This window comes from Lysobacter avium (assembly GCF_015209745.1).
GTDB lineage: Bacteria > Pseudomonadota > Gammaproteobacteria > Xanthomonadales > Xanthomonadaceae > Novilysobacter > Novilysobacter avium.
This window is the reverse complement of sequence record NZ_CP063657.1, coordinates 199807-213072: the sequence shown is the minus strand read 5'-3', so window position 1 is coordinate 213072 and position 13266 is coordinate 199807. Positions and strand designations below refer to the sequence as shown.

Annotated in this window: 9 protein-coding genes and 1 pseudogene; 4 read left to right on the top strand and 6 right to left on the bottom strand. The window is 67.8% G+C overall.

The genetic code is table 11. The features are described 5' to 3' along the window. Nucleotides 1-306: 306 nt before the first annotated feature. A pseudogene (gene rhlB / locus INQ42_RS00940) lies at nt 307-1992 on the bottom strand (ATP-dependent RNA helicase RhlB); the annotation flags it as partial. A 258-nt stretch (nt 1993-2250) separates the two neighbouring features. Here rhlB and trxA point away from each other — a divergent pair. Next, nucleotides 2251-2577 carry a thioredoxin gene (gene trxA / locus INQ42_RS00935; protein ID WP_194034763.1) on the top strand — a complete coding sequence of 109 codons (327 nt, stop codon included), beginning with the start codon at nt 2251-2253 and terminating at the stop codon, nt 2575-2577. Between the two features lie 315 nt (nt 2578-2892). Continuing rightward, entirely contained in the window at nt 2893-4722 is a 1830-nt protein-coding gene (gene rho, locus INQ42_RS00930) for a transcription termination factor Rho (protein ID WP_407070787.1), read from the top strand. 127 nt (nt 4723-4849) lie between these two features. Here the strand turns inward: rho and INQ42_RS00925 are convergent, their stop codons facing one another. Further along, nucleotides 4850-5683, bottom strand: a complete 834-nt coding sequence (locus INQ42_RS00925; RefSeq protein ID WP_194034761.1) for an energy transducer TonB — start codon at nt 5681-5683, stop codon at nt 4850-4852. 143 nt (nt 5684-5826) lie between these two features. After that, on the bottom strand, nt 5827-7185 hold the full coding sequence (locus tag INQ42_RS00920; RefSeq protein WP_194034760.1) for an outer membrane protein transport protein: 1359 nt from the start codon (nt 7183-7185) through the stop codon (nt 5827-5829). Between the two features lie 229 nt (nt 7186-7414). Here INQ42_RS00920 and INQ42_RS00915 point away from each other — a divergent pair, with 229 nt between their 5' ends. Continuing rightward, nucleotides 7415-8107, top strand: a complete 693-nt coding sequence (locus tag INQ42_RS00915; protein ID WP_194034759.1) for a rhomboid family intramembrane serine protease — start codon at nt 7415-7417, stop codon at nt 8105-8107. Here the strand turns inward: INQ42_RS00915 and INQ42_RS00910 are convergent. The 3 genes from INQ42_RS00910 to gpmI form a co-directional block, all read right to left on the bottom strand. After that, nucleotides 8101-9492 carry a S41 family peptidase gene (locus INQ42_RS00910; RefSeq protein WP_194034758.1) on the bottom strand — a complete coding sequence of 464 codons (1392 nt, stop codon included), beginning with the start codon at nt 9490-9492 and terminating at the stop codon, nt 8101-8103. The two genes, INQ42_RS00915 and INQ42_RS00910, sit on opposite strands and share 7 nt — an antisense overlap. 109 nt (nt 9493-9601) lie before the next feature. Next, entirely contained in the window at nt 9602-10852 is a 1251-nt protein-coding gene (locus INQ42_RS00905; RefSeq protein WP_194034757.1) for a murein hydrolase activator EnvC family protein, read from the bottom strand. Then, nucleotides 10852-12405: a 2,3-bisphosphoglycerate-independent phosphoglycerate mutase gene (gene gpmI, locus INQ42_RS00900; protein WP_228064399.1), complete on the bottom strand. Its 1554-nt coding sequence runs from the start codon at nt 12403-12405 to the stop codon at nt 10852-10854. Before gpmI ends, INQ42_RS00905 begins: the two co-directional genes overlap by 1 nt. Before the next feature lie 145 nt (nt 12406-12550). On the opposite strand from gpmI, the gene INQ42_RS00895 reads away from it, so the two are divergent. Then, the gene (locus INQ42_RS00895) at nt 12551-13237 is read left to right on the top strand and encodes a DUF4097 family beta strand repeat-containing protein (protein ID WP_194034755.1); all 687 of its coding nucleotides are present in this window, start codon (nt 12551-12553) and stop codon (nt 13235-13237) included. Nucleotides 13238-13266: the final 29 nt, after the last annotated feature.

Genomic DNA, 13266 nt, shown 5'->3' with positions numbered 1-13266 from the left:
GCCGCGCGGTGTCCGCACCCGGATCTGCGCGGGCGTGCAAACGCCGCGCGCAGGCCGGTGATCAGTTCCGGCTCAGGAGTCGCCGCCGACCAGCGACTTCAGGCGCTTGCCGATGCGACCCAGCAGGCCCGGCTTGGGCGCACTGCCTGCGGCGGCGCCCGGCCTCGGTGCAGCCTTGTTGGCCGGCACCTGGTGCAGCTTGCGCTCGCCGTTGGGCACTGCCGGCCTGGGCTGTGCCGGCGGGGCCGAGCCAGCCGGCCGGGCGGCAGTGGCAGCAGCGACGGATGGCTGCGATCGGTCTGATCGCTGCGAGGGTTGCGACTGCGCGCGCGGCGCCTTGGCCGGGCCGGTCGATCCTTGCGCCTGCTGGCCAGCCTCGCCCGGCTGCCCCTCGATCTTGCGGCCACCCCGACGCCGGCGACGCTTGCGCGGCGCACGCGCAGGTTCGCTGCCGGTGCCGGCACCCGCTTCGGTGCCTGGCGCTGCCGTCCCGCTGCTCGAAGCGGCGGTGACGGCAGCGGCCTGTGCCGGCACGGTGGCAGCGGCGGCCGCGACGTTGTCGCCAGCGGCTGGAGCCGGCGCCGCACCGCTGCCCTGCGGATGCTCCCTGCGCGGACGTCGCGGCGTCGCCGGGCCGCCTTCGCGACGCCCGGCACTTCCGCGCCCTCCGCCCTCGCCGCTGCGGCTGCGACCGCCGCCACGACGCTCTTCCTCGGCCGCACGCGCCTCGCGCGCTTCCTTGAAGATCGCGCCGACACTCTCCTCTTCCTCACCGGCGACCTTTTCACGCACCGGCCGCGGCAGCGGTATCAGGAGCTCCGGCTCGACGCGGGCGCTGGGGATCTTCTGTTCGATGTAGGCCTCGATATCCGGCAGGCCGATCGCGTAGCGCTCACAGGCGAAGCTGATCGCGTCGCCCTCCTCACCCAGCCGCGCGGTACGGCCGATGCGGTGGACGTAGTCCTCGGCGTCGAAGGGCAGGTCGTAGTTGTAGACGTACTTGATGCCGTCGATGTGCAGGCCACGCGCGGCCACGTCGGTGGCGACCAGGACTTCGAGCTGGCCCTTCTGGAACTTGGCCAGCAGCGACTCGCGCTTCTTCTGCGGCACGTCGCCCGAGAGCACGCCGACCCGGTAACCGCCCTTCTCCAGCGCGCGCGCAACGCGCTCGACCCACACCTTGGTGTTGACGAACACCATCGTGCGCGCGCCTTCGCTGCGCGACAGCAGGCCCAGCAGCAGCGGGATCTTCTCCTCGTCGGCGGGGAAATACAGCAGCTGGCGGACCTGCGAGGCGGTGATGTATTCCGATTCCACCACCAGCTTTTCCGGCTCGTTCATGTGCTCGTAGGCCAGCTCCAGCACGCGGTGGCTGAGCGTGGCCGAGAACAGCAGCGTCTGGCGCTCGGTGCAGGCCGGCATCCGCCGGAGCAGGAAACGGATGTCCTTGATGAAGCCCAGGTCGAACATCCGGTCGGCCTCGTCCAGCACGCACACCTCGCAGGCGTGCAGGCTCACCACCTTGTGCTGCTTGACGTAGTCGATCAGCCGGCCTGGGGTGGCGATGATCACGTCAACGCCCTTCTGCAGCAGTTCGCGCTGCTTGTCGTAGTCCACGCCGCCATAGACCAAGGCGAAGGTCAGTCCAACCTCGGGACCCAGCTTGACGGCATCCTTGTGGATCTGGATCGCCAGCTCGCGGGTCGGCGCGAGGATCAGCGCGCGCGGATCGCCAGGGTTGCGGTCGGCCAGGGCCGGCTTGGTCAGCAGGCGGTTGATGGTCGCGACCAGGAACGCCAGGGTCTTGCCGGTGCCGGTCTGCGCCTGGCCGGCCACGTCGCCGCCCTTGAGCGCGACGGGCAGGCTCATCGCCTGGATCGGGGTGCAGCGGGTGAATCCGGCCAGCTCCAGCCCGGCCAGCAGGCGCGGATGCAGGTCGAATGAGTCAAAGGTGATGTCGGTAAGTGGCTTGTCGCTCGGGCGGTCGGTCATAGGGGTCCGGGAGATCGCGCGCAGGGAGCTGCGCTTGCGTGGATGGCAGCTGGCTTGCAGACTGCCGGGGTCGGCCAGTTTCATCCCTGACCGCAGCGTGCGGGCTTGATAGCGCCCGCCAAACACCCCAGTTTAACGCATGCACGCTGACAACAGCGTCGCGCACGCCGCGCTACGCTTGCCGGACGTGCTTCCATCACACGCCATCACCAGCCCGGCCGCCCATGCGCCGGCACCCACCCCACCCAGGAGTCATCCGTGAGCGAGAAAACCATCCAGGTCGGCGACGCCGACTTCGAATCCGTCGTGCTGCAATCCACCGAGCCGGTCCTGGTCGACTTCTGGGCGGAGTGGTGCGGCCCGTGCAAGATGATCGCTCCGGCGCTGGACGAGTTGGCCGAGACCTATGCCGGCCGGGTCAAGATCGCCAAGATCAACGTCGACCACAACCAGGCCACCGCGCTCAAGTACCACGTGCGATCCATCCCGATGCTGCTGCTGTTCAAGGACGGCCAGATCCAGGAGACGCAGATCGGTGCGATCGGCAAGGGACAGCTGGCGCAGATGATCGACAAGGCGCTCTGAGCGCCTTTTCGCGGGCGGGCTCCGCCAGGGGCCGCCCGCAGCTGAACCAATGAGCCGCGGCATTTGCCCGCAAGGCTTGCAGCCGGGCCCGTGGCAGTGCTAGTTTCGCAGGACCCGGTGCCTGAACGACCTCCGCCTGCCAGCCATAACGGCCTGCTGAAGTCGGTTCCCCGCCGCACCTGTTTACCGAATCCAACGTCCCTGACGCTTCGCCCGCCTTTCGCGGGCGCTCGCCGCTTAGCGAGGAATACCCGCTTGTCCGAAAACACCCCCGACGCCGGCGACATCGCCGAAAAGCGCGTGCGCAAGACGCGCGTGAGCAAAACCACGGCCGCCAAGGCCGATTCGCCGCAGAGCGATAAGCCGGTGGCGCCGGCCGCCAAGCCCGAGGTCGCGAAACCCGCGCCTGCGGCCCCGGCCGCTCCCGCGTCCGCGCCGACCGCACCCAAGTCCGACGCGGCCCCCGCCGCGCAGGCAGACAAACCGGCTCCCAAGCCCGCGGCGAAGCCGGAATCGGCGGCGCCAAGCGGTGACACCACGCCGGCCAGCAAGCCCAGGGATGCGGCCCCCGCTGCGGCACACGCCTCCGGCGGCGGCGATGCTGCCCGCCAGGACAGCGGCGAGCAGCACGGCAAGGGCCAGGAGAACGGCGGTTCCGGCGGCGACGGCAACCCGCGCCCGCCCCGTGACGGCCAGCACCGTGACCAGGACGGCGGCCGCAGCAACAACCGCCGCGAACGGTTCCGCAGCAAGCGCGAGCGCGGCGGTGGGGGTGGTGGCGGCGGTGGCAGGGGCGGCTCGCGCGATGGCCTGCCCAGCGACGACGGCGGCAACGAGCCGTTCATTCCTCGCTCCAACCCGCAGGTGCCCGAGGGCTTCCCCACCTATTCGCTGGGCGACCTCAAGCGCATGCCGGCGCACAAGTTGCTGGAAATCGCCGAGCAGCTGAACATCTCCGAAGGTGTCGCCCGCGCCCGCAAGCAGGACGTCATCTTCGCCGTGCTCAAGGTGCTCACGCGCCACGGCGAGGGCGTCGCCGCCGATGGCGTGCTGGAGATCCTGCCCGACGGGTTCGGTTTCCTGCGAGCCGCCGAAGCCTCTTATCTGGCCGGCCCCGACGATACCTACATCTCGCCCAGCCAGATCCGCCGCTTCAACCTGCGCACCGGCGACCATCTATCGGGCCGGATCCGGTTCCCGAAGGACGGTGAGCGCTATTTCGCCCTCTCGATCGTGGACACGATCAACGGCGAGCCGCTGGAAGCGTCCAAGAACAAGGTCCTGTTCGAGAACCTGACGGCGCTGTTCCCGCGCCGCAAGTTCCACCTGGAGCGCGGCGACGGTTCCACCGAGGACATCACCGGCCGGATCCTCGACCTGATGGCCCCGCAGGGCAAGGGCCAGCGCGCCCTGATCGTCAGCCCGCCCAAGGCCGGCAAGACGATGATGATGCAGCAGATCGCCACCGCGATCAGCCACAACCATCCCGACGTGCACATGATCGTGCTGCTGATCGATGAGCGGCCCGAGGAAGTTACCGAGATGCAGCGCACCGTGCGCGGCGAGGTCATCTCCTCGACCTTCGACGAGCCGGCGGCGCGCCACGTGCAGGTCGCCGAGATGGTGATCGAGCGGGCCAAGCGCCTGGTCGAGCACAAGAAGGACGTGGTGATCCTGCTCGACTCCATCACCCGTCTGGCCCGTGCGTACAACAACGTCCTGCCCAGCTCGGGCAAGGTGCTGTCCGGCGGCGTCGACGCCAACGCCCTGCACCGCCCGAAGCGGTTCTTCGGCGCGGCGCGCAACGTCGAGGAAGGCGGCAGCCTGACGATCATCGCCACCGCGCTGGTCGATACCGGCAGCAAGATGGACGAGGTGATTTACGAGGAGTTCAAGGGCACCGGCAACTCCGAGGTGCACCTGAGCCGCCGCATCGCCGAGAAGCGCGTGTACCCCGCGATCGACATCAACCGCTCCGGCACCCGCCGCGAGGATTATCTGATCGAGCCCGAGCTGCTGCAGAAGATCTGGATTCTGCGCAAGCTGCTGCACGGCATGGACGAGATCGGCGCGATGGAGTTCCTGCTCGACAAGATGAAGAGCTCCAAGTCCAACGACGAGTTCTTCTCCTCGATGAAGCGCTGATCCAGGCGCGTCGCGGATACAAAAACGCCCCGCATTGCGGGGCGTTTTTTATTGGATTCTGTGAGCAAATGGCATCAGGTGCGCAGCTCCGGAACTTGCGCCTCCCGATGCGACTTCAGGCGCCCGACTAGAGAAGACGTCCGACCACCTCGTCCCTCAACTTGAACCGGGACGCGAGCGATCGCACCTCGCCATCCTTGAGCTGATCTGCATCGTGGTCGGCGATGGGCGCCGCATCGAGCCAGGGCGCACGGATCACCGGGCCCGGGATGTAACGGCGCCACTCGTTGGCGCCAGGTTCTTTCGTCCGCGCGGCGGATCCGTTCAAAAAGTACTCGACGGGTACCTTGATCGTGGTTCCGATGGGCGCCCCGGCAACGGTCTCGCTGATGTCGAACTTCCATTTCCTGGCAGCGGCAACGCTCGCCTTTGCAAACACGTCGCGCCAACGGTCCGCCTGCGAGTCGGTTCCCGAATTCTGGCTCAGGCTGACCTGCTGGGCATGGACCTGTTGCACGCTGCCGTCGGCGTTCAGCTTCAACACCAGTACCGCCTTGGCTCCGATGCCGGCCCTCGCCAGCCCTTCGGGATATCGCGGGGGAGCCACATGGTGACGGTCGCGGGTGGGCTCGCCAAACGACACCCCGCTCACGCGCAACTGGTAGTCCTCGCCCGGCGTCGGCAGCGCCTCAAGGGAAAGCCGCATCCGGGTTTTAGCAATCACCGGCTTGCCGTCCATCACGATGGGCTCGAAACGCCACTGGGCGATGTTGCGGCCCAGTGCGTTTTCGATCGCCGCCGGCTGCCCCTTGTCCAGATGGTAGTCGGCGACCTGCCCATCGGGCCCAATCTCGATTGTCCCCGTCGCCTGCAGTTCGTAGACAGGCGCCGGCTTTTCCTTCGCCGCCACAGGACCCAGGCACATCATCGCGATGGCCAGCACTGCCGTTGGTATCCGCATAATCCTATTCTCGTCCGTGAAACCGGGTGATCAGCCTAGCGCGCGGCCAGCTTGCCGGCAACGCGTCGGCAATCGAATGCTGATTTCTGGATGGCGAAAAAAAACCCCGCCGGAGCGGGGTTTTCATCCAACGGGTAGCTCGATCAGAACTTGTAGTTGATCGACGCGGCAAGGATGTCGCCGCCGACGTCATAGCTGCCGGCCAGGGTGCTGCCGGTAGCCGACACGCTGTTGATGGTCGGGTCCTTGGTGAACAGGTGCGTGTAGCCGACGTTGAACTCCATCCGCTCCGACGGGGTCCAGCCGACGCCCAGCGACAGCCACTTGCGGGTCACGTCCGGCACGCGGACATCGCGGTGCGCATCGCTGGTCGGGGTCTCGTCGTAGGCAACACCGCCACGCAGGGTCACGGTGTCGTTCAAACGATACTCGGTGCCAAGCGAGACGAACGTGGTGTCGTCATAGCGGAACGCGAGGACGTTGTCGGCCTGGGCCGAATCAAAGTCAACCGTCACGCTGTCAAACGAGGTCTTCCACGCGGTGCGCGACACGTCGCCCATCACCGACCAGCGGTCGTTGACGTTGTGGGTGACGCTGAGGGTGGCGGATGCCGGCAGGGTGAGCTCCGCGCGGCCCTTGGTGTCGACATACTGACCGGGTGCATAGACCGAGAGGAACGCCGCGGCGTTGGCCGGCACGGTGAAGTCGGCGTCGCCGCCGGTGATCTTGTGCTTGACCTTGGAGCGGTAGCTCAGCGCAATGTGGGTGTTCTCGCTCGGGCTGAACAGGCCGCCGATGGTGTAACCCACGGCGTTGTTGTCGCCTTCGATGGTCACGAAACCGTCGGCATTGCCCGGGGCAAAGCCCGCCGCGCCGCCGCCCTGGGCGTAGATCGCGGTGCCGAAGTCGATTGCGTTGCTCAACTCGATCGTCAGGTGCTCAACGAACACCGACGCGCCGAAGGACAGGTACGGGTTGATGTCGTAGGAGGCCGACAGCCCAAGATCGATAGCCTTCAGGTCGGTGGTGACGGCGTGGTAGCGACCGACCCAGTTGCGGTCGTAGTCGGTCTTGAAGCCGAAAGGTGCGGTCAGCGAGACACCGAAGTGTGCGCTCTCACCCATCGGCATATGGAAATACGCCGCCGGAACCGGAGCGATCATGCCCGCGTCGCCGCCGTTGCCACCCGAAACCGGCATCCCGGTGCCCGGGCCGGTCGGACCGACGTGGCGGCCACTGCCGTCAAAATCGGCCGAGAAGCTGATCGCGCTCAGGTCGGCCTGGATCTGGCGGCCGTCCAATTGGCGCATCGCGGCCGGGTTGGTCGCAACGACCGACGCGTCGCCGGCGGCGCTGGTGGAACCGGCGAAAGCGCGGCCCAGACCCTTGGCACTGTTCTCCTTGAGCTGGAACGCGGCGCTGTGTGCGTGACCCATCGCCAGAGCCCCGGCGATGCCGATAACCAGTGCCGAAAGGCGGGTGATGCTGTGTACGTGCTGCATGCGAATTCTCTCCAGAACCATGGTTTTTGCGCCCGCCTGGACCGCCGGCGGGGGCCGGTTTCCGGCAGGCGCCGGGGTTGCCGCCATACGGCGCCGTCCGCACTATAACGTGGCAATTAACCTTACGCTAACAATGACGTACGTCACGGTATGTCGCCGCCGCGCATTCACCTCCGAGGGTGCGGGCGGGTGACCCGTATCATCCAGCCTCCCGGTGCCGGAGCCGCCCGTGTTCATTGCCATTCCCTCACGCCAGAAGCCTCCGCTGCGATGGGCCACCCCGTTGCTGTTCGCGGGTCTGTGGCTGTGCTTCACCTGGGGCACCCTGCTGCCGGCAAGCGAGCAGCACGCGTTGCTGCTGGAGTGGGGAGCACTTTCGGGTGGGCTGACCACGCCACTGGCGTGGCGCGAGGCATTGGCCGACGGCAACCTCGTTCGTCTGGTGAGCGCGCTCTTCCTGCACGCCGACTGGGCCCACCTGCTGGGCAACCTGGTGTTCCTGCTGATCTTCGGCCTGCCTGCGGAGCGGGCCATGGGTCCGTGGCGTTTCATGCTGCTGTTCCTGCTGGGGGGCGCGGTGGCGAATCTGGCGGCAGTGCTGGCGATTTCCACCCCCGACCGCCTGATCATCGGCGCCAGCGGAGCGGTGTCGGCGCTGATTGGCGCGTATCTCGCGCTGTTCCCGGGAGCACGCCTGGGCGTGGTCGTACCGCTGGGTCTGTTCCTGCAGTTCGTGAAGATGCCAGCGCCCCTGCTGATCAGCGTGTGGGCACTGCTGCAGATCGTGTTCACCTATATCGGTCCGGCCTTCGGCGCCGTCGCGTGGTCGGCGCACGTCGCCGGCTTCGCCTTCGGCGGTGCGTTCGCGTTGATTGCCAGGGCGGGTATTGCCCGCCGTCTGCGCCGCCGCCGCGGCTACTGAGCGGGAACTTTAGCGCCCTTGGCGCTCTTCGCCGCCGGCTTCGGCACCGGCTCAGCGGGAAGTTTCCTGAGCTCCGCCAGCGCCAGGTCGATGTAACCGTCGCCTTCGAGCACCTCGCCTTCCAACGCTTCCTCTGAGGCCTCTCCTTCGCCGCCCAGGTGACCCGGCAGGCTGGCTTCCGTGTAGCCCTTGCGGCCGCCGTCGCCTGCGTCCACATCCGGTTTCAGCAGAATGTCGGGAACGATGCCCAGCGCCTGGATCGACTTGCCGCTGGGCGTGTAATACCGGGCGGTGGTGAGCTTGACCGAGTCGCCGTTGTCCAGCGGCAGGAGTGTTTGCACCGAGCCCTTGCCGAAGGTGCGGCTGCCCATCACCAGCGCGCGGCGGTTGTCGGCCAGCGCGCCGGCCAATACCTCCGATGCGCTGGCAGAGCCCGCATCCACCAGGACCACCACAGGGGCGCCGCCCAGGCGGTCGCCCGGAGTGGCGCCGAACACCGCATCACTGATGGCGATCCGGCCCCGGGTGCTGACGATCGTGCCCTCGTCCAGCAGCGAGTCGGCAATCTGTACCGCGGCAGTCAGCAGACCGCCGGGATTGCTGCGCAGGTCCAGCACAAGGCCGCGCAGTTTGCCGCCCGCCCGCTGCTTGAGCTCTTCGAGCTGGCGCTCGAACTCCGCCGCGGTGTCGGCCTGGAACGCGCTCACCCGCACATAGCCGTATCCCGGCTCGAGCATCCGGGTGCGCACGCTGGCGATGCGGATCACCTGGCGTTCGACCTTGATGCTCAGCGGCTCGGTTTCACCGTCGCGGATGACTGTCAGCTCCAGGGTGGTGCCGGCCTCGCCGCGCAGGGAACTGGCCGCCTCGTCGGAAGGCGTCAGCGGAGCGCCATCCACGGCCACGATCAGGTCGCCGGACTTGATGCCGGCGCGAGCGGCAGGCGTGTCGTCGATCGGTGCGATCACGCGCAGGGTGCCGTCGGGCTGGCGCTGGATCTCGACACCGATACCCTCGTAATTGCCACGCGACTGCTCGTTGAAATTCTCCGCCGCGTCGCCTTCCAGATAGGCGCTGTGCGGGTCCAGGTCCAGCAACAGGCCGCGGATCGCGGACTGCATCAGCTCGTGGTCATCCACCGGCTCGACGTAGGCGGCCTTAACCGCCTTGTACACAGCGACGTAGCGGCGGATCTCATCCAGCGGCACCTTGGAATCGCTGCTCTGGTCGGTGCGCGCGTCCTTCGTCGCCGGTTGCGCAACCGTGTCGGGCGGGCTCCGCTCAAGTGCCGGATCCTGGGGCACGCCAACCGGAGCAGCGGCTGCGATATGGAACAGCGCCAGGGCGATGGCAAGGACGAGCGGACTCAGGTGGCGCTTGGACATGAACAAACTCCGGAAAAAACGCTTGGTTGCTAGCAACGATGCGACTGGCCAATGGAGAACACGGTAGTCCGTGGGTGCCTGGATTCGGTTAAGGGGCGAGCCGCCGCGCTCAGCGCTTCAGCCAGACATCGGGGTTGACAGGATCGCCGTTCCGCCGCAGTTCGAAATACAGGGCCGGCCGGCCGTGGCCGCCCGATGTGCCCACGGTGGATACCGGGTCGCCGCGGCGCACCGCATCCCCGGCGTCGCGCAACACCGCGTCATTGTGCGCGTACAGGCTCATGTAACCGTTGCCGTGGTCGATGATCAGGATCAGGCCGAAGCCGCTCATCCATTCGGCATACACCACGGTGCCGTCCGCTACCGCCTGCACCGAGGTGCCGGCGTTGGCTCCGATCAGCATGCCCTGGCTGGGGCGGCCGTCGGGAAGCTTGCCGCCGTAGCCGGCGAGGAGGCTGCCGCTCAGCGGCCATCCGGCGCCGCCCACGCTGGGACCGCTGGCGGTGGCGACCGGTCGCGTGGGCGCTCTGGGCGGCGCCGGTTGGCCGGCCCGTTTGGCCTGCTCGCGCGCTTCACGGGCTTCGCGTTCGGCCTTCGCCGCGGCGGCCTTGCGTTGGGCTTCGGCGCGCGCGGCGGCGGCCCGCAGCTGCTTGAGCACGTGCTCCAGCCCCTGCACATCGCGACCCAGAGCCTTTTCGCGGCTCTGACGATCCTTGTAGGTCTTGTCCAGGGTCGCGACCAGGGTGCCGCGATCCTTGCGCTCCTTTTCCAGTTCGGCGACCTGCTGCGCCTGCTGGGCGATCTGCGCGTCCAGTTCGGCGCGCCGCTGGACAATCTCGCGCTCCACCTCATCCAGCCCGGCCATTTGATCGCCCAGTTCCTTGATCCGGGCCGCACGGTCCGCCTGCAGATAGCGGTGGTAGGCGAGCAGCCGGTTGGCATCGGCGACCCGGTCCTGGGCCAGCAGCACCTTCAGCGGCGCGGCGTCGCCCTGCGCGTACGCGGCGCGCAGCAGGCGAGCGAGTTCGTCCCGGCGGCCCGCCAGCTTCTCCTGCATGTGGGCGCGCCGGGTCTGCAGTTCTTCCATCCGTTGGTTGCTCGCCTGCAGCGACTGGCGGGTTTCCACCAGGCGGCGGTTGGCGGCCGCGACCCGTTCGTCGGCCTGGCGCAGCTCGCGCGTCGCGGCGCCCCGCCGGGCTTCGACTTCCCGGCGTTCACTGGCGACCGCCTTCAGCTCCTTCTTCGCCGATTGCAGTTTGCGCTCGGCCTCGTTGCGATCCTGCGCATGTCCCGGCGCCGGCAGCAGGCACAGCAGCGCCAACGCCAGTGCGAAGGTGGTGCTCGCGCACGCGTTGCGCATCAGTCCGCGCGCCCGTCCGTCAGCAGGCTGCGACCGGTCATCTCCGCCGGTCGTGGCAGGCCCAGCAGGTCGAGCAGGGTCGGAGCGATATCACGCAGCGAGCCGCCCGAGCGCAGGCCCGCGGGTCGCGCGCCGACATACACCAGCGGAACCGGCCCGACGGTGTGCGAGGTGTGCGGCTGACCGGTGGCCGCGTCGCGCATCATCTCCACGTTGCCGTGATCGGCCGTCACCAGCAGTGCCCCGCCGACCTCGCGTACCGCCGCCACGATCGCACCGATTGCCACGTCCACCGCCTCCACCGCCTTGATCGCCGCCTCCAGGTTGCCGCTGTGGCCCACCATGTCCGGATTGGCGATATTGCAGATGGCCACGTCGATGTGACCGGAACGAATGGCGGCAACCAACTCGCGGGTGACTTCCGGGCAGCTCATCTCCGGCTGCAGGTCGTAGGTGGCCACGTCCGGGCTGGGAATCAGGATGCGGCTTTCGCCCGGGTAGGGCGCCTCGCGGCCGCCGCTGAAGAAGAAGGTGACGTGCGCGTACTTCTCGGTCTCGGCGATGCGCAACTGGCGCAGGCCGTTATGGGCGAGCACCTCGCCCAGCGTGTTGTGCAGCTCCTCCGGTCCGAAGGCCACCTTCGCGGGCAGGCTGGCGTCGTACTCGGTCAGACAGACGAAGCGCGACAGCGCGGGCCGGCGGGCCGGAAAGCCGTCGAAATCCGGGTCCACGAATGCCGCCGTCAGCTGCCGTGCACGGTCGGCGCGGTAGTTCATGAACACCACCGCATCGCCATCCATGATCGGCGATGGCGGCCCGATGACGGTCGGCTCGACAAACTCGTCGTTCTCGCCACGCGCGTAGGCTGCGGCGAGCGCCGCTTCGGCGTCGTCGGCATGCTGGGTCGCCTGACCTTCGACGATCGCGTCCCACGCCTTGCGCATGCGGTCCCAGCGGCGATCCCGGTCCATTGCGTAGTAGCGGCCCGAGACACTCGCTATGCGCGCATTGCCCGCCTGGTCGCACGCGTTCTGCAGCCTCGCGAGGCTTGGACCGGCCGAGCGCGGCGGCATGTCGCGCCCGTCCAGAAAGGCGTGCACTGCCACCCGAGCCACGCCCTCACGACGGGCCAGGTCGATCATTGCAAACAGGTGATCCTCGTGGCTGTGGACGCCCCCCGGCGACAGCAGGCCCAGCAAATGCAGCGTGGTCGCGTTGTCGCGCGCCGCGGCGCAGGCGGCCAGCAGTTCGGCGTTGCGGAAAAAGCTGCCATCCTCGATCGCGGCGTCGATCCGGGTCAGGTCCTGGTACACCACCCGGCCGGCGCCCAGGTTCATGTGGCCCACCTCGGAGTTGCCCATCTGACCATCGGGCAAGCCCACGTGCCGACCCTCGGTGTGGATCAGCGTGTGCGGCGAATCGGCCAGCAACGCATGCCAATGGGGCAGGTGCGCCTGGGCCAGCGCGTTGTCTTCACGCTCCTCCCGATGCCCCCAGCCATCCAGGATCAGCAGCACGACGGGGCGGAGTGCGTTGGGCGCGGTTACGGGCACGGGTTCGGTCCGGTTACGATGGGCAGTGGACGATTGTAGCGAAGGGACTGCGCCGCGCCTGGCCTGCTCACGGCCGCGTCGGGGTTCACAGGCATTGCCGCACCACCCGCTTTTCAGAATCCTCCATCCCCTCTGGGAGAACGCCATGCAATCCCTTTCCTTGACCATCGTCTTCGCCCTTGGCCTCTCCGTCGCCGTCGGCAACGGCTCGCCTCTTCCTGCCCAGGCGGCGCAGGACAACCTCAGCAAGGTCACTGGCAGTATCAAGGTGGAAGCGGGCGCCCACATGGGCAGCATCAACACCGTAAACGGAAGTGTGGATATCAGCGCCGACGCGAACGTCGGCAACGTGGCGACCGTGAATGGCAGCATCAAGCTGGCCAATGGCGTGCACGCTGGCCAGCTCTCGACCGTCAACGGCTCCATCCGTGCCGGCCGCGAGACCCGCACTGGCTCGGTCTCGACGGTGAACGGACAGATCTTCATTGACCGCGGCAGCGACGTCGGGGGCAACGTCAGTACCGTCAACGGGGCGATCGGCCTGGTCGGGACGCGGGTCGAAGGCGGGATAGAAATGGTCAACGGCGACCTGACCGTCGGCGCCGACTCGCACGTGATTGGCGGTATCCACTACGACAAGCCCGGCTTCCAGTGGTTCAGCCTGGGCAACAAGGCGCCACGTGTCGTCGTGGGTCCGGCAGCGCAGGTGGAAGGTGCCATGGTGTTCGAGCGCGAGGTGGAACTGTACGTCCACGCGAGTGCGCGCATAGGCAAGGTGACCGGGGCGACTGCGAAGGCCTGGTCGGGAAGCGAACCGCCGCCGAAGGACTAAGCCGCGACGGACGTTGAGGTCCGTGATGG